The following is a 15,994-nucleotide window of genomic DNA, read 5'->3' as shown; positions in this document are numbered from 1 at the left end:
GCCGGTGCCCCTCACCGCCCCCGCTACCGGACAAGGTCTGGATCAACCCGCCACCCCAACCCCAGACCGACAACAAGCCACAAACCACCCACGTGGCCTGACGTCTCATCCGGTTTGACAGGTTCCGCTCGGTCGCCAACGCCAGACGCTGCTGCCGCTCGTTCAAATGAGGCAGCAATACCGCAAACCGCACCGCCAGCTGCTCGCGGACCTCGCCCGGGATCGCCATAGCACCCCATCAAACCGGAACACGAGACACACCGCATTATTTCCTTACAACTCCACCGAACTTGTATGAGCCGTTTGGCATGGCATGGCCAATTCGACGGGTCGCTTATTGCTTGAGTCGCCATCCGAGCAGCGGGGATCGGCAGTGCGGGCCCAATTACTCCCATTTGGTGCAGTGCCGCACCCAGCGCAAGGCGGCGTCTGCGGCCCGTGCTTGGTAGCCGCGAAGGTGGGGAACGCCGGGTGGGGCCGGAAGGCGGCTGACGCGGGCCCAATAGCCCGCGAACGCCACCGCGTAGCTGGTGACCATCTCCTGGTCGGCGCCTGCCGTGTTCAGCGCGTCGGTGACCAGGGCCTCGGCCGCTTGCGGTGTGTGCCCGGCGAGCACGAGGTGCGGGATGAGGTCGGTGATGTCGAGCCAGGCGGCGCCGCGTATGGTTTGTGCCCAATCCACCAGCAGCACGCGCTCTGGCGTGACGAGCATGTTTGAAGCGCTAATATCGCCATGGAGGAGAGTGTCGCCCTTAGCGGCCGCCAGCCATTCTGTCTCGGTCCGCGCCAGCTTGGTCAGATGACGGCGCGCCCACCCGTCCAGGTCCGCCGGTGGGGCGGCCGCCAGCTCCGCCCAACCGTGGACGAAGGCGGCCAGTTCATCTTCGGCGGCGGGCACCTGCGCCGGGCACGGGGTCAGGGCCGCCGCCAGCCCGGCGACCATGGACACGACCCGAGGTACATCCGCCGATCCCGGCGACGGATTCGCATGACAGCCTGCGGCGTCGTCAAAGACCAGAACGACCCACCCGGCGAACTCCTGCGACCACCACAGGGCCGGGGCGGGCACCGATCCCGGCAGGGCGGCGGCTACGCGGGCCTCGGCCCGATACTGGTCGGCCAGCACATGATCGGCGCGGATGCCCTTCACGAAGGCACGCCGTCCATCGGCCAGAAGCACCCGGGCGGCCAAGCCAGGGGTGAACCCACCGCCTTGAACTTGGGTGTGGCGGATGGGACCGAGCCGGACGTTCAGGCCGTCGCGCAGGGTGGCGGGGAGCTGGGCCCAGGACGGCCGAACCGCGGTGCCGGTCATCGGTCGTTCACTATCGCCGAACCTCGCCCCATAGGTGTCGGCAACCTCGTCCAGGGATTCTTGGTCACGCCTGCCCGTCCCGGAGTCCGAGTAGGAAGCTGTGGCCACAAGCAGGTGCCACCTAGCGAGCGAAGATGCCAAGTACCGTGAAAAGTCTCAACCAGGTCGAACCACGGCGCCGCAAGGCACGCCCACGGCCAGTCGACGACCACGACCCGGTCGTCGGTCAGCAGGAGGTTGTCGGCGCGGAGGTCGGCGTGGGCGAGCGTCGTGCCGGTGGACGCGGCCTCCCAGGCGCCTTCCAGGGCGGCCAGCCGGGCGAGGTTCCGGCGGGCCCAGGGGTCGAGGCCGCCGAGATCCTCCCCGGCGGCCAGGACCGCCAGCCCCGGAAGGCTTCGCCGAAGCGTTCGGCGGCGGTGGGGGCGTCGATGGGCGCCGGGGTCATGGCGGACGCGAGATCGCCGAGCGCGGCCAGGACGCGGTCCAGTTCGGCGGCGTCCCAGGGTTCGCGGGGGGGCCGGCCGTCGACATCGTCGAACACGAGGGTGACCCAGCCGTGCCGGTCGAAGGAGCCGAGCAGCCGGGGCACGGGCGCGGACGGAGGCAGGACGGAGGCGATCCGGGCCTCCGCGCGATGGAGGCGGGGAGTGTCGGGGTTGGGTTCGGGACCGGCGGATTTGACGAACGCGCTGCGCCCGCCCTCCAGGCGCAGGCGCGCGGCGACGCCCGGGGAGAACCCGCCCGGCCGGGTCTCCGCGTCGACGACCCGGGCGCCGAGCAGGGCCTCTACGTCGGCCCGGACGTGCTCAGGTGTTCGTTCCCAGGGAAGGCGCTCGTTCGGTGCGTCCATGCACGCATTCTCGCGGCCCCGGTCAGGTGACGGGAATGATTTCCGCGCCGGTGAGCCGGCCGTCGCGGATGTCGAGGACGCCGAGCGTGCCGTGGGGCTGGCGGCGCCGGTCGGTGGGCGATCCGGGGTTGAAGATGCGGACGCCGTCACCGGTCTCGTCCAGGGGAATGTGCGAATGCCCGAAGACGACGAGGTCGGCGGCGGGGAACCAGCGGCGCATCCGCGCCGTCCGGCCGCGGGCCTGGCCGCTGTCGTGGACCATGGCGACCGCGAGGCCGCCGAGGTCGAGTTCGAGGCGTTCCGGTGCGCCCCAATCGGCGACGTCCGGGCCGTCGTTGTTGCCGAGGACGGCGTGGACGGGCGCGTACCCGGCGAGTTCGTCGAGGACGGAGGCGGTGCACACGTCGCCGGCGTGCAGGATCACGTCGGCGTCCCGCAGGTGCTCGGCCACCCGCGGCGGGCAGGACTTCCACCGCCGGGGCGCGTGGGTGTCGGAGATCGCGACCGCTCTCACGTGTCCCATTGTCCCGCACGGGGACGCGGCGGGACGGGCGGGGCGCGCCCGGCGGGCCCCGGGCGGGGCGCTCCGCGGCGTCCTCGGCCGGGCGTGCCGAGCCGGTGGGCCGGGCCGAGGGGCGGCGGGCGGCTCTCCTCGGAGGTCTCGGTCGTCGCGTCCATGGAACGATCATGCCGCGCGGGCCGGGCCGCCGTCCGCCGGGAGACCGGCCGTCCAGGACGGGTACCGCGGGCGCCAGTCGAGGCGGAGCCGGGCGCGGGTGTTGTCGGCGCCGCGCAGGCCGTTCATGTACGCGACGCCCCAGCCGCCGACGGCGAGCCGGGCGAGGGCGGCGGGGACGCGCTTGGGTGCGGGCGCGCCGAGCGTCCGCGCGAACGCGGGCAGGAACTCGGCCATGGTGACGGGGGTGTCGTCCACGACGTTCAGGACACCGGCCAGATCCTTGTCGAGCGCGGCCAGCAGGGCGGTGGCGGCGTCGTCGGAATGGGTGAACGACAGCGTCGAGTTCCCGGCGCCGACCACGGGGATCTTCCCCGCGCGGATGCGGTTCGCGAACGCGCCGTCCTTCGCGAACGCGGTGCCCGGCCCGTACAGGTGGCCGAACCGCAGGACCAGGCCGCCGGCCCCGGCGGTCAGCCGTTCGAGTTCGACGAGGGCGGCGAGGACCGGCGCGAACTGCTTGGGCGTGCGGTCGGTCCACAGGGGCGCGTCCTCGCCGGCCAGGCCGTCGCCCGGCTGGTAGGCGTAGGCGAGGCCCTCGGCGAGGATCCGGCCGGCGCCCGCCTTCTCCGCCGCTGCGTACAGGTTGCGGGTGCCTTCGGTGCGGAGCCGGTTGGTGGCCGCGAAGTCGCGGGCCAGGCGCCGCGGGTCGGGTGCGGCGGGGATCGCGGTGAGGAGGTTGACGACGGCGTCCGGCGCGGCCTCCGCCACGGCGCGGGTCACCGCGCCGCGGTCGAGCGCGTCGGCGGTGACCAGCCGGCCGCCGTCCGCGCCGCGGGTCCGGGCCAGCCCGGTCACCTCGTGCCCGACGGCCTCCAGCAGCGGGACGAGCCGGCGTCCGATGGCCCCGGTGGAGCCCGCGACGAGAACGCGCATGGTGACCTCCCTGATCCGTCCCGGCCGGTCGCCGGGAAACGACGGTTTCGGCATCAGGACGGGACAGGGCCGCCGGGCGTGACGTCCCCGGGCGTGTTTCAGGTCACATGCCGCCGCCGCGGGACGGGTGATTTTGCCACGGCGGGTCTCGGACACCGGTGGGAAACAACTGTAAGCGCGCTGTCATTACCGAGTGCTGACCAGCGGAGTTACGCTCGAACTCCTCGCGTTCGCCCAGAAGGATTCCGGCCGTACGCCCCCGGTCGTTCCGACACGGCGACCCAGCACCGCGAGGGAACGGGGGCGGCCGGGCCCCGAGGAGGATGGCCACTCCCTTGCACCTGCCCCGGGGCCCGGCCGTCTCGCCCGTTCTCCGGCGGTTACGAGGTCAGGTACAGCTTGCGGTCGAAGACGCCGGAGCCCGGCGTGCTCTCACCCCGGGCGATCGCTGAGCCGCTGCCGGTGCCGTTCTCCGGGCACAGGCCGCTGCTCCCCGGTTGCCGGACGAGCGTGATGTCGTCCGAGGCGCCCTGGGCGTCGTCATGGTCCGGGAGCGGGCGGTTCGGGTTGTCGCGGTTGTAGACGTCGAACACCAGTCCGGGAGTGTCGCCGGAGCGGAAGCCGTAGTAGCACCTGACCGTGAATCCGAGGATCTGCCCCTCGATCATGAACTCCAGGTCGCCGTTGATCGAGAGGGTGCCGTCGCGACCGCCCTCGACCGGGTCGTAGGCGACAGCGCCGCTCTTGTCGGGCAAGTCGCCCAGGTCGAGGTCGGTCGGGGGCGAGCTGAGCCCGTTCGAGGTCTCGCAGGCGCCGATCGACGCCGCGGTCAGCTCCCCGGGGCCGGTGGACGCGACCGTGCCCTGGAGCGTCGCGCTCTCGCAGGATCCCGTCACCTCCGAGCCCAGGAAGTCGACGGAGAAGTCGAGCGTCCCCACCGTGGCGACCTGCCAGTTGCCGGAGTACGGCGCTCCGGTGGCGGTCTCCTCGCGGATGGTGGTGGTCGCGGCGGACGCGGTGCCCGCGGTCAGGGCCAGCGCGGCGGAAACGGCCAACACCGGCGTGGCGAGTCTGCTGGGAGCTTTCACGGGGTCTCCTCCTCGGAAGGGGCTTCTCCTTCCGCGTGCGGCACACCCGCACGCGGCCCCCTTCGCGCGGCGAGCAGAGCGTTCATGACCGCGCGGAATACACCCTGTTTGTACCCGAGTGTTCCGGAGAAACAAAGACCCGATCAGAAATGAGTTCACGTTTTATACGACACCGATAAAACGGCTCGGCAGATCACTAACACGAACATGGAAGTACGCTGTGAAATCGGCCGAGCGCGCTCGGAGAATAACGCAGGAAATGGCGGGTCCTCCCCGCCGGTCAGGGGGCGGTGGACCGGCCCGTGAGGAAGGCGGACACCTGGGGGGCGACGCGGTCCGCCCAGGCCCCGATGACCTGCTCGGCGTCCGCGAGCTGCGACTCGAGCATCGCCAGGCCCGGGGTCGGGACGCTCGCGCCCAGTTCGACGAGGAGCGGCCGCAGGTGCGTCTCCACGGCGAGGGAGTGCCTGGCGTCGCCCATGACCAGGAGGGGCAGGGCGGCCGTGGACGCCAGCGACCCGGCGCCGAAGCGGTCCAGGAACACCTTCAGCACGCCGGTGTAGGTGGCCTTGTACGTCGGGCTCGCCACGACCAGGACGTCCGCGGAGCCGACGGTGTCCAGCGCGTGCTGGACGTCGGGCGGCGGGACGGCGCTCAGCAGGTCGGGCGCCAGCGCGGACAGGTCGACGATCTCGGTCTCGCCGGTGACGCCGACCCGCTCGCCGACCGCCTCGGCGGCCTGGAGCGCCACGCCGAGCGTGCGCGACTTCGGCCGCGGGTTCCCCACCAGCGCGACGGTGCTCACGCGCCCGCTCCCCCCGTCGTCGGCAGGCCCGCGGCCCGCCACGCCTGGAAACCGCCCACGACGTCGGTGGCGCGGGAGAGGCCGAGGTCGTGCAGGGACGCGGCCGCGAGGCTGGAGGTGTATCCCTCCGAGCAGAGCACGATGACGCGCAGGTCGTGGCCGGTCGCCTCGGGCAGCCGGGCCCCGGACGCCGGGTCCAGGCGCCATTCCAGCACGTTGCGTTCCACGATCAGCGCGCCGGGCACCTCGCCCTCGGCGGCCCGTTGGGCCGCGGGGCGGATGTCGACGAGCAGGGCGCCGTCCCGCGTCTCGGCGTGGGCCTGGCCTGGTTCGAGTCGGACGAGCCGGCCGCGCGCCTCGCCGAGGATGTCATCGATGGTACGAGCCATGGCATCCAGCATGGCAGCCGGTTCCCTATAGCGCCAATCGGAAATATCTGGATCAGTCGGCGCCGGCGAGCTGCGCCTCGGCCGAGGCGAGGATCTCCTGGATCCGCAGGCCGTGCGCGGCGTCCAGAGGGTTCCCGGCCTCTCCCCGGACCGCCGAGGCGAACTCCGCGACCATGGTCGCGAACGCGTCGTCGCCGAGCTGCGACCAGTCGAGCCGGGCGTGTCCCTTCCGCCCGTAGACCTCGATGTGCGCGGGCGGCAGCTCCCCCGTCCCGGCCATGGAGACCGACGCCTGGCTGACCGCGCCGCCCTCGTGGTCCAGGGTCAGCCCCAGCCAGCCGAGCGGGTCCCCGTGGGCGCGCACGCCCACGACCTGGCCGAGCGAGGCGTCCAGCAGGTCGACGATGTGCGGGCCGAGGTCGAGCAGCGCGCCCCTCTCCAGCCGCCAGGGCGTGGCGAAGGGCCCGCCGCTCAGCGTCGAGGAGACGAACGAGCCGTAGCCGCCGAACGGGTCCAGGCCGCGCACCCGGCCGAGGAAGTCGCGGGCGGCGCGCGAGTACCGCAGGGTGAAGACCATCTGGGAGACGACGCCCGCCTCGGCGATGGCGCCGGCCAGCCGGCGGGCGCCGTCGAGGTCCATGGCGAGGGGCTTCTCCAGCAGGACGGCCTTGCCCGCGCGGGCGGCCTTCACCGCGAGGTCCGCCTGGACGTCCGGCGGGACGGAGAACGCCACGGCGTCGCAGGCGTCGAACAGCTCCTCGATCCGTCCGAACGAGGGCACGCCGTGCCTGCCGGCCAACTCTGCGGACGCCTCCGCGCGCCGGGCCCACACGCCGGCGAGCCGCGTGGACGGCCCCGCCGCGAGGGCGGGCGCGTGCACGATCCCGGCCCAGTGCCCCGCCCCGGCCAGCCCCACCGCCACAGAATCACTCATGGGGCAAACCTAGACGATCTACCTGTACCGGGCGGCTCGTCAGCCGAGCTGGACGCCGAAGAAGAGGGCGGCCAGGGCACCCACGAGGCCGAGGGCGCCCCAGGTGGCCAGGCCGGCCTTCGATTTCGCCCGGGTGTGCAGGAACGCGGCCACGCCCGACAGGAGGACGAAGACGAGCTTCACCTCCAGGGTGCGCTGAGCGGCGTCGCCCATGTCGCCGGCGGTGATGTTCCAGACGCCGGTGAGGGCGAGGACGGCGAACGCGGGCCAGGCGAGCAGGTTGTAGCGGCGGGCGGCGGCCTTGGTGACGCCCTCGAAGCCGCGCAGGGCCGGGACGAGGGCGCCGAGCGTGATCTGCCCGCCGACCCAGATCGTCGCGGCGAGCACGTGAAGGAAGAGCCGCAGATCGGCGGTGGTGACCTCGAGCACGGGATGCCTCCCTGGGCGGACCGGGGCGTCGGGGACGGTTCACCGGGACGCTATCGCCCGCTCCGGCCGGGTCGCGCACCACCCTGACCCCTCAGGGGACGCGTTCCCAGCCGCGGCGCGGCCGGTGCATTCCCAGCTGCTCGTCACGGCTGCGGTACACGATGTAGGGGCGCGTCAGGTACCCGACCGGGGCGGTGAGCATGTGCACCAGCCGCGTGAAGGGCCAGATGCAGAACAGCGCCAGGGCGCTGAGCGCGTGCAGCTGGAACAGGAGCGGCACGCCGGTCATCAGTTCCGGGTCCGGCCGCAGGTAGAAGACCGACCGGAACCACGGGGACACCGTCTCCCGGTAGTTGTAGCCGCCGCCCACGATGTTGGCGGCCACCGTCGCCGCGAGCCCGAGCAGGACGGTCACCACGAGCACCGCGTACATCATCTTGTCGTTGCGGGTCGTCGCGGCGAACACGGGGCCGACCGTCCGGCGCCGGTAGATCAGGATCGTGAGGCCGGCGAGGGTGCAGAACCCGGCGATGGTGCCGAGGACGACGGCGATGACGTGGTACACGTGCTCGGTGACGCCGACGGCCTCCGTCCAGCGGTCGGGGATCAGCAGGCCGCCGACGTGGCCGAGCGCCACGACGAGGATCCCGAAGTGGAACAGCGGGCTGCCGACGCGCAGCAGGCGCCGCTCGTACAGCTGGGACGAGCGGGTCGTCCAGCCGAACTTGTCGTAGCGGTACCGCCAGATGTGCCCGAGGACGAACACCGCGATCGTGACGTAGGGCAGGGCGACCCACAGGAGTACGCCGCCGACGCCCGGCCCGCCGCCGTCCGGGGCGGCGAGGACCGCCGGGTGACTGGTCATGAACGGGCCTCCAGGACCGGATCGGGCAGGAAGACGGGACCGGAGGCCGCTGCGCCGCTCCCGTAGGGGTCGAGGCCGACCTCCTCCTCGGGCGGGCCCTCGGCGATGAGGCGGGCGACGGCCTCCTCGGTGCGGCCGGTCAGCGGCGGCAGCGTCGCCGAGACCGCCTCCAGGACGGCCGCCCACGGCGACCCGCACTCGGTGAGCGCGAGGCGCAGCAGCTCCAGGCCGGCGCGGTGCTCCAGCAGCAGCCGCCGCCCTTGCGCGAGGTCCCCCGTCGCGGCGAACTCCAGCACCACGGCCAGATGGTCGGGCAGTTCCCCGTCGTCCAGGACGAGCCCCGCCGCCTCGTAGGCCTGCTTGAAGCGCAGCAGGGCCATCCCCCGCTTACGGGTGTCGCCGTAGGCGTAGTACGACAGGTAGAGGCAGCACCGCTTGCGGTGGTCGAACGTGGCGACGTAGTCCGACTCCAGGTCCCTCAGAGGGGTCGCGTCCAGGTGGTCCAGGAAGCGGCCCAGCGGTGCGGCCGCGGACGCGGGCAGTCCCTCGACGGCCCGGCGGAGCAGCGGGCGCCGTTCCAGCAGCTCGGCGTCCGGGTAGCCGAGCAGCAGGGACGCGACCTGCCAGGCCGCGGCCAGCTCGGCGTCGCCGAGCCCGGCCTTCTTCGACGATCCGATCCTCACGGTTTCGGCTCCGTTCCGGCGTCGCCGGAGTCGGCGGGCGGGTTCGCGCCGCCCGGTCCCGGTTCCCGGCCTCCGTCCCTGCGTTCGGGGAACAGCCCGGACGGGGCGCCCTTGCCGTCCCAGTTGAGCAGGTTGACGCGCTTGTTCTTGTTCTCCGGGTCCACCGAGCTGTCGGCGGTCTGGCGCTGCTGGAGCATGTGGAAGTTCTCCACGGCGACCGGGTTCGGGCCGCCGGAGCCCTCGCCGAACGGGCCCGAGCCGCCGCCCAGGCCGGAGCCGCCCATGCCGGGCCCGCCCTCGTAGTTCAGGCTGCAGTCGGTGGCCAGCTCTTCCAGCCCGTGCGCCTGCTCGGCGTGCGCGGCCGGGATCACGTACCGCTCGTCGTACTTGGCGAGCGCCAGCAGCCGGTACATGTCGTACATCGCCTCGCCCGTCATCCCGACGCTCCCGGGGATGGCGTCGTCGGCGTCGCGGCCGAGGTTGAGGTCGCGCATGTAGGACCGCATCGCGGCCAGCCTGCGCAGGACGGCGTCCACCGGCGCGGTGTCCCCGGCGGTGAACAGCTCCGCGAGGTACTCGACGGGGATGCGCAGCGCGTCGATCGCGGCGAACAGGTTCCCGGGGTCCTCGGCGTCGTGGCCGGTGTCGCGGACGACGTCCACGACCGGCGACAGCGGCGGGATGTACCAGACCATCGGCATCGTCCGGTACTCCGGATGCAGCGGCAGCGCCACCTTGTAGGTGTTGATCAGCGCGTGGATCGGGGACCGCTGGGCGGCCTCGATCCAGTCGGCGGGGACGCCGTCCCGCTCGGCGGCGGCGATGACCCCCGGGTCGTCCGGGTCGAGGAAAACCTCGCGCTGCGCCTCGTAGAGGTCGGTGTCGTCGGGGGCGGACGCGGCCTCCAGCACCTTTTCGGCGTCGTAGAGGACCAGGCCGATGTAGCGGAGCCTCCCCACGCACGTCTCCGAGCAGACGGTGGGGATGCCGACCTCGATGCGCGGGAAGCAGAACGTGCACTTCTCGGCCTTGCCGGTCCGGTGGTTGAAGTACATCTTCTTGTACGGGCAGCCGGACACGCACATCCGCCAGCCGCGGCACCGGTCCTGGTCGACCAGGACGATGCCGTCCTCGGTCCGCTTGTAGATGGCCCCTGACGGGCAGGACGCCGCGCAGCTCGGGTTGAGGCAGTGCTCGCAGATCCGCGGCAGGTAGAACATGAAGGTCTGGTCGAACTCCATCTTCACCTTGTCGGAGATCTCCTTGAGCAGGACGTCCTCGTCCCCGTGCTCGATCGACCCGCCGAGGTCGTCGTCCCAGTTCGCCGACCACGTGATCTGCATGTCCTCGCCCGACAGCAGCGACTTGGGCCGCGCGACCGGGGTGTGCTCCTGGAGGGGCGCGCTGGTGAGGTTCTCGTAGTCGTAGGTCCAGGGCTCGTAGTAGTCGTGGATGTCGGGGAGCTTGGGGTTCGCGAAGATCGTCAGCAGCTTGCGGAGCCGGCCGCCGCCCTTGAGCGCCAGGCGCCCGCGCTTGTTCAACGTCCAGCCGCCCTTCCAGCGCTCCTGGTCCTCGTACCGGCGGGGGTAGCCCTGCCCGGGACGGGTCTCGACGTTGTTGAACCACACGTACTCGACGCCGCTGCGGTTGGTCCACGCCTGCTTGCAGGTGACCGAGCAGGTGTGGCAGCCGATGCACTTGTCGAGGTTCATCACCATCGACATCTGCGCCATCACGCGCATCTAGTAGGTCACCTCCTGGGAGCGGCGGCGGATCACGGTCACCTCGTCGCGCTGGTTGCCGGTCGGGCCGAGGTAGTTGAACGCGAACGACAGCTGCGCGTACCCGCCGATGAGATGGCTCGGCTTGATCAGCAGCCGGGTCAGCGAGTTGTGGATGCCGCCGCGGCGGCCGGAGGTCTCCGAGCGCGGGACGTCGATCAGCCGGTCCTGCGCGTGGTACATGTACACCGTCCCCTCCGGCATGCGGTGGGAGACGATCGCGCGGGCGACGACGACGCCGTTGCGGTTGACGGCCTCGATCCAGTCGTTGTCCCGGACGCCGATCTTCGCCGCGTCCGCGCCGCTCATCCAGATCGACGGGCCGCCGCGCGACAGCGACAGCATGAACAGGTTGTCCTGGTACTCGGAGTGGATCGACCACTTGTTGTGCGGGGTGAGGTACCGGACGGCCAGCCCCAGCTCGCCGGTCTCCCCGATCTCGGGCTCGCCGAACAGCGCGGTCATGTCGAGCGGCGGCCGGAACGTGGGCAGCTGCTCGCCGAGCTCCTCCATCCAGTCGTGGTCGAGGTAGAAGTGCTGCCGCCCGGTGAGGGTGTGCCAGGGCTTGAGGCGCTCGACGTTGATGGTGAACGGCGAGTAGCGCCGTCCGCCGCTCTCCGACCCGGACCATTCCGGCGAGGTGATGACCGGGACGGGCCGGGCCTGGGTGTCGGCGAAGGTGATCCGCGTGCCCTCGTGCTCGGCGGCCAGGTCGGCCAGCCGGGTGCCGGTGCGCCTCTCCAAGGCCCGGAAGCCCTGGGTGGCCAGGTGGCCGTTCGTCGTCCCCGACAGCGTGAGGATCATCTCGCAGGCGTGGACGTCGCGCTTCAGCGACGGCCGCCCGTCGGCCGGGCCGCCCCGCACGGCGCCGTTCTTGTGCTTCAGGTACTCGACCTCGCGTTCCAGGTCGAACGTGACGCCCTTGGTGGTCGCGCCGAGCCGCTCGGCGAGCGGGCCGAGCGCCGTCATCTTCGCGGCGACCGCGGGGTAGTCGCGCTCCACCGCGACGAGCTTCGGCATCGTGACGCCGGGGACGGGCTCGCACTCGCCCTTCGCCCAGTCGGCGACGCGGCCGTGCGGCGTGGCCATCTCGTCGGGCGTGTCGTGCAGCAGCGGCACGGCGACGAGGTCCGTGCGGACGCCGAGGTGCCGCTCGGCGAGCCGGCTGAACGCGGCCGCGATGTCCTGGAACGCCCGCCAGTCGCTGCGGGTCTGCCACGGCGGGGAGATCGCCGGGTTGAACGAGTGCACGAACGGGTGCATGTCGGTGGTGTTGAGGTCGTGCTTCTCGTACCAGGTCGCCGCGGGCAGCACGACGTCGGAGTAGATCGTGGTGCTGGTCATCCGGAAGTCCAGCGACAGCAGGAGGTCGAGTTTGCCGGCCGGGGCGTCCTCGTGCCAGACGACGTCCTTGGGCCGGTTCTCGGGCCGCGTCTCCTCGGCCCGGACGGCGTTGCCGGTGCCGAGCAGGTGCTTGAGGAAGTACTCGTTGCCCTTGGCGGACGAGCCGAGCAGGTTGGCCCGCCAGACCGACAGGACGCGGGGGAAGTTCTCCGGGGCGTCGGGGTCCTGGCAGGCGAACCCGAGCCGCCCGGCCTTCAGCTCGTCCACGACGTGGTCGCCGGGCCGCCTGCCGGCAGCCTCCGCCTCGTCGGCCAGGTCCAGGGGGTTGCGGTCGAACGTCGGGTAGGACGGCATCCAGCCGAGCCGAGCCGCCTGCGCGATGGCGTCGGCGGTGGAGCGGCCGGTGAGCTGCCCGGCGCCGTCCCCCGTCCGGGCCGCCGCGAGGGTGTCGGCGCCGAACCGGTCGTAGCGGAACTGGTCGGTGTGCAGGTACCAGTACGCGGTGCCGATCATCTGGCGCGCCGGGCGGGACCAGTCCAGCGCGCCCGCGAGCTGCGCCCATCCCGTCACCGGGCGGCACTTCTCCTGGCCCACGTAGTGCGCCCAGCCGCCGCCGTTCACGCCCTGGCAGCCGGTCAGCGTGGTCAGCGCCAGGAACGCCCGGTAGATCGTGTCGGAGTGGAACCAGTGGTTGGTCCCCGCGCCCATGACGATCATCGAGCGGCCGCGGGACTCCTCGGCGTTGGCGGCGAACTCCCGTCCGATGCGCTCCGCGGCCCGCGCCGGGACGCCCGTGATGGCCTCCTGCCACGCGGGCGTGCACGGCTCGGACGCGTCGTCGTACCCGGACGGCCACGAGCCGGGCAGACCGTCGCGCTTCACGCCGTACTGGGCGAGGAGCAGGTCGTAGACGGTCGTGACCAGGTGGCCGCCGACGTTCCGGACGGGCACCCCGCGCCGGAGCGTCCGCGGCGAGCCGTCGGGGGCGTCGAAACGGGCCAGCTCGACCTCCACCGCGTCGCCGCCGCCCTCGGCGGACAGCAGCGGGTCGGCGTCGCCGAGGTCGAGGTTCCACCGGCCCTCGCCCGACTCGCCGTACCGGAACCCCAGGGACCCGTTGGGGACGAGGGGGCGGCCGGTGGCGGCGTCCAGGATCACGGTCTTGAACGCGGCGTGCTCGGAGCCCGCCTCGGCGCCCGGCAGGTCGGCGGCGGTGAGGAACTTGGACGGCACGTGCGCGTCGCCGCGCTTCTCCACGCGCACCAGGAACGGCAGGTCGCTGTAGCGCTTGACGTAGTCGGTGAAGTACGGGACCCGGCGGTCGACGAAGAACTCCTTGAGGGTGACGTGGCCCATGGCCATCGCCAGGGCGCCGTCCGTGCCGGGCTGGGCGGCGAGCCACTCGTCGGCGAACTTGACGTTGTCGGCGTAGTCCGGCGAGACCGCCACGACCTTCTGGCCCCGGTACCGGGCCTCGGTCATCCAATGCGCGTCGGGGGTGCGCGTCACCGACAGGTTGGAGCCCCACATGATGAGGTACCCGGCGTCCCACCAGTCCCCCGACTCGGGGACGTCGGTCTGGTCGCCGAACACCTGCGGGGACGCGACGGGGAGGTCGGCGTACCAGTCGTAGAACGACAGCATCGTCCCGCCGATCAGGGACATGAACCGCGAGCCCGACGCGTGCGACACCATCGACATCGCCGGGATCGGGGAGAAGCCGGCGACGCGGTCCGGCCCGTACTCGGCGATCGTGTGGACGTGGGCGGCGGCGATCATCTCGGTCGCCTCGTCCCACGTGGCCCGCACCAGGCCGCCGCGCCCGCGCGCCGCCTTGTAGGCGCGGGCCCTGTCCGGGTCGGAGACGATCTCGCGCCACGCGTCCACCGGGTCGCCCGTCCGGGCCCTGGCCTCCCGGTACATCTCCAGCAGGACGCCGCGCACGTACGGGTAGCGCACGCGCGTCGGCGAGTAGGTGTACCAGGAGAACGACGCGCCGCGCGGGCAGCCGCGCGGCTCGTACTCAGGCCGGTCGGGCCCGACCGACGGGTAGTCGGTCTGCTGCGCCTCCCAGGTGATGATGCCGTCCTTGACGTACACCTTCCACGAGCACGACCCGGTGCAGTTCACCCCGTGCGTGGAGCGCACCACCTTGTCGTGCGACCAGCGGTCGCGGTAGAACGCGTCGGCCTCCCGGCCGCCCGCCTTCGTCATCGTCCGCAGGTCCGGGGACACCCGCGCACGGGTGAAGAACCGGCGCGTACCGACCAGCGCGTCCTCCAGCGGCCCGTCCAACCCCGGCCGGCCCTTGGTCGAAGCCACCCTGACATCCCTTTCGTCGGCGGAGCCTTCCGTTTCAGGTCTACTGACGGGGCGGCACGGCGCGGCGGACGGCCGTGGCGGTGAACACCGCCGCCGACGCCGCCACGATCGCGAGCAGCAGCAGGCCGATCCGGTAGGACCCGAGGCTGCCCCAGAGGGCCCCCATCACCAGCGGAGGGACGAACCCGCCGAGGCCGCCCGCGGCGCCGACCACGCCGGTGACCGCGCCGACCTTGTCCGCCGGGGCGAGCCGCCCGACCAGCGCGAACGTCGCGCCGCTGCCCGCGCCGAGCGCCGCCGCCATGGTCAGGAACGCGATCGTCCCGAGCGGCGTCAGCGCCGGGGCGAACGACTGGACCGCCGCGCCCGCGGTCGTGGCGGCCAGGGACGCGGTCATCACCGTGACCGCGCCGATCCGGTCCGACAGCCAGCCTCCGAGGGGGCGCATGACCACGGCCAGCAGCACGAACCCGCCCATCCGGGTCGCCGCGTCCGCCTGCGAGAGGCCGTACTCCGCCTTCAGGTAGGTGGGCAGGTACACCGAGAACGCCACGTAACCGCCGAACGCCACCGCGTACAGGGCCGACATCCGCCAGGTGACGCCGAGCCGGACCGTGGCCGCCAGCCGCCTGGCCAGCGACTCCGAGGGCGCCGTGCGTCCCGGCGCCTCCCGCAGGACGAACCACGCCGCCACCGCGTAGACCGCGAGCAGCGCGGCCATCACCTCGAAGGCGAACTCGATCCCGAAGGCGTCGACCTCCCTGACCGTCGTCAGCGCGGCGATGGCCGTGCCGCCCATCCCGGCGCCGAAGACTCCGAGCGCCAGCCCGCGCCGCTCCGGCGGGAACCACGCGCTGACGAACGGCACGCCCACCGCGAACACCGTGCCGCCGACGCCGAGGAAGAACCCGCCCGCCAGCAGGGCCCCGAGCGACGAATGCCCGAGGAGCCCCAGATAGAGCACGGGAAGGATCGTGATGACCGACAGCGCCGGGAACATCACCCGTCCGCCGAACCGGTCGGTGAGCGCCCCCACCGGGATCCGCCCGAGCGACCCGACCACCACCGGCACCGCGACCAGCAGCGCCTGCTCGAATGACGACAGCCCGAGCGACTCCTGGAACCGGGGGGCGAGCGGGCTGAGCAGCGCCCACGCCCAGAAGTTCACCGCGAACCCGAGCGTCGCCATCGCCAGCATGACCGCCGGCCGCCCGCCGCCCGCCGCGCGCCCCGGTACCGACGGCCCCGGTCCGGCGTCCTGCCGCGCCTCCCGCACGTCCCCGCACCACTTCCGTTCAAAGCAGCCGAATCGCCGTGGACCTTCCCAGCCGCCGACCGGATAACCATGATCGACGCCTGCCGGGTCCTCTCCGGCGCGCCCGCCTCACCCCGACGGGGACCTTCGACTCGACGGAGGCCCCCGGGCCCGGACGCCGCCCCGGGCGAGCCCGCGGTACTAGCGTTGGACCCAGGAGTTCGGCGTGGATCCGCCGGTGGGGCGGCGGGCCGGGATGGAGGTCGGGTGCGCGTGAGCCGGAGCGGGGACGAGCTTGCCGGGGCGCTGCGGCGGGCCGGGG

Annotated in this window: 16 protein-coding genes; all 16 read right to left on the bottom strand. The window is 72.5% G+C overall.

All coding sequences use genetic code 11. The features are described 5' to 3' along the window. Nucleotides 1-229, bottom strand: a 229-nt coding sequence (locus E1281_RS41390; protein WP_131882113.1) for a hypothetical protein, incomplete at its 3' end; no start/stop codon positions are given. 156 nt (nt 230-385) lie between these two features. Then, nucleotides 386-1,315, bottom strand: coding sequence for an RIO1 family regulatory kinase/ATPase (locus tag E1281_RS25050; RefSeq protein ID WP_131882112.1), 930 nt, complete (start codon nt 1,313-1,315; stop codon nt 386-388). A 226-nt stretch (nt 1,316-1,541) separates the two neighbouring features. Continuing rightward, nucleotides 1,542-2,165 carry a phosphotransferase gene (locus E1281_RS25045; RefSeq protein ID WP_207943479.1) on the bottom strand — a complete coding sequence of 208 codons (624 nt, stop codon included), beginning with the start codon at nt 2,163-2,165 and terminating at the stop codon, nt 1,542-1,544. A 22-nt stretch (nt 2,166-2,187) separates the two neighbouring features. Then, nucleotides 2,188-2,688: a metallophosphoesterase family protein gene (locus E1281_RS25040; protein WP_243717374.1), complete on the bottom strand. Its 501-nt coding sequence runs from the start codon at nt 2,686-2,688 to the stop codon at nt 2,188-2,190. Further along, nucleotides 2,676-2,843: a hypothetical protein gene (locus tag E1281_RS40460; RefSeq protein ID WP_165959088.1), complete on the bottom strand. Its 168-nt coding sequence runs from the start codon at nt 2,841-2,843 to the stop codon at nt 2,676-2,678. The genes E1281_RS25040 and E1281_RS40460 overlap by 13 nt, the downstream gene beginning before the upstream one ends. 7 nt (nt 2,844-2,850) lie before the next feature. Then, the gene (locus tag E1281_RS25035; protein WP_131882110.1) at nt 2,851-3,777 is read right to left on the bottom strand and encodes an NAD(P)-dependent oxidoreductase; all 927 of its coding nucleotides are present in this window, start codon (nt 3,775-3,777) and stop codon (nt 2,851-2,853) included. A 380-nt stretch (nt 3,778-4,157) separates the two neighbouring features. Further along, entirely contained in the window at nt 4,158-4,865 is a 708-nt protein-coding gene (locus E1281_RS25030) for a hypothetical protein (RefSeq protein ID WP_131882109.1), read from the bottom strand. A gap of 280 nt (nt 4,866-5,145) precedes the next feature. Further along, nucleotides 5,146-5,670, bottom strand: a complete 525-nt coding sequence (locus E1281_RS25025; protein ID WP_131882108.1) for an NAD(P)H-dependent oxidoreductase — start codon at nt 5,668-5,670, stop codon at nt 5,146-5,148. Further along, a complete protein-coding gene (locus tag E1281_RS25020) occupies nt 5,667-6,059 on the bottom strand; it encodes a rhodanese-like domain-containing protein (protein ID WP_207943478.1) in 393 nt (130 codons plus the stop codon). The genes E1281_RS25025 and E1281_RS25020 overlap by 4 nt, the downstream gene beginning before the upstream one ends. 52 nt (nt 6,060-6,111) lie before the next feature. Beyond that, nucleotides 6,112-6,993, bottom strand: a complete 882-nt coding sequence (locus E1281_RS25015) for a Gfo/Idh/MocA family oxidoreductase (protein WP_131882106.1) — start codon at nt 6,991-6,993, stop codon at nt 6,112-6,114. Between the two features lie 39 nt (nt 6,994-7,032). Next, the gene (locus E1281_RS25010; protein WP_131882105.1) at nt 7,033-7,422 is read right to left on the bottom strand and encodes a hypothetical protein; all 390 of its coding nucleotides are present in this window, start codon (nt 7,420-7,422) and stop codon (nt 7,033-7,035) included. A 91-nt stretch (nt 7,423-7,513) separates the two neighbouring features. Then, nucleotides 7,514-8,287: a respiratory nitrate reductase subunit gamma gene (narI, locus tag E1281_RS25005; protein WP_131882104.1), complete on the bottom strand. Its 774-nt coding sequence runs from the start codon at nt 8,285-8,287 to the stop codon at nt 7,514-7,516. After that, nucleotides 8,284-8,970, bottom strand: coding sequence for a nitrate reductase molybdenum cofactor assembly chaperone (gene narJ / locus E1281_RS25000; protein ID WP_243717372.1), 687 nt, complete (start codon nt 8,968-8,970; stop codon nt 8,284-8,286). Before narJ ends, narI begins: the two co-directional genes overlap by 4 nt. Then, a complete protein-coding gene (gene narH, locus E1281_RS24995; RefSeq protein ID WP_131882103.1) occupies nt 8,967-10,712 on the bottom strand; it encodes a nitrate reductase subunit beta in 1,746 nt (581 codons plus the stop codon). The genes narJ and narH overlap by 4 nt, the downstream gene beginning before the upstream one ends. Then, nucleotides 10,713-14,417 (bottom strand): nitrate reductase subunit alpha, encoded by a 3,705-nt coding sequence (locus E1281_RS24990; RefSeq protein ID WP_165959087.1) that lies wholly within the window; start codon nt 14,415-14,417, stop codon nt 10,713-10,715. Between the two features lie 40 nt (nt 14,418-14,457). Further along, a complete protein-coding gene (locus E1281_RS24985) occupies nt 14,458-15,693 on the bottom strand; it encodes an MFS transporter (protein WP_243717371.1) in 1,236 nt (411 codons plus the stop codon). Nucleotides 15,694-15,994: the final 301 nt, after the last annotated feature.

It is taken from the genome of Actinomadura sp. KC345 (assembly GCF_004348515.1).
Classification (GTDB): Bacteria; Actinomycetota; Actinomycetes; order Streptosporangiales; family Streptosporangiaceae; genus Spirillospora.
This window is presented reverse-complemented; position numbering and strand designations above follow the sequence as displayed.

What these genes read in the sequence shown, in the direction of transcription:
- E1281_RS25050 (WP_131882112.1), bottom strand. Translation starts at nt 1,315, where the DNA reads ATGACCGGCACCGCGGTTCGGCCGTCCTGGGCCCAGCTCCCCGCCACC.
- E1281_RS25045 (WP_207943479.1), bottom strand. Translation starts at nt 2,165, where the DNA reads ATGGACGCACCGAACGAGCGCCTTCCCTGGGAACGAACACCTGAGCAC.
- E1281_RS25040 (WP_243717374.1), bottom strand. Translation starts at nt 2,688, where the DNA reads ATGGGACACGTGAGAGCGGTCGCGATCTCCGACACCCACGCGCCCCGG.
- E1281_RS40460 (WP_165959088.1), bottom strand. Translation starts at nt 2,843, where the DNA reads ATGGACGCGACGACCGAGACCTCCGAGGAGAGCCGCCCGCCGCCCCTC.
- E1281_RS25035 (WP_131882110.1), bottom strand. Translation starts at nt 3,777, where the DNA reads ATGCGCGTTCTCGTCGCGGGCTCCACCGGGGCCATCGGACGCCGGCTC.
- E1281_RS25020 (WP_207943478.1), bottom strand. Translation starts at nt 6,059, where the DNA reads ATGGCTCGTACCATCGATGACATCCTCGGCGAGGCGCGCGGCCGGCTC.
- E1281_RS25015 (WP_131882106.1), bottom strand. Translation starts at nt 6,993, where the DNA reads ATGAGTGATTCTGTGGCGGTGGGGCTGGCCGGGGCGGGGCACTGGGCC.
- narI (WP_131882104.1), bottom strand. Translation starts at nt 8,287, where the DNA reads ATGACCAGTCACCCGGCGGTCCTCGCCGCCCCGGACGGCGGCGGGCCG.
- narH (WP_131882103.1), bottom strand. Translation starts at nt 10,712, where the DNA reads ATGCGCGTGATGGCGCAGATGTCGATGGTGATGAACCTCGACAAGTGC.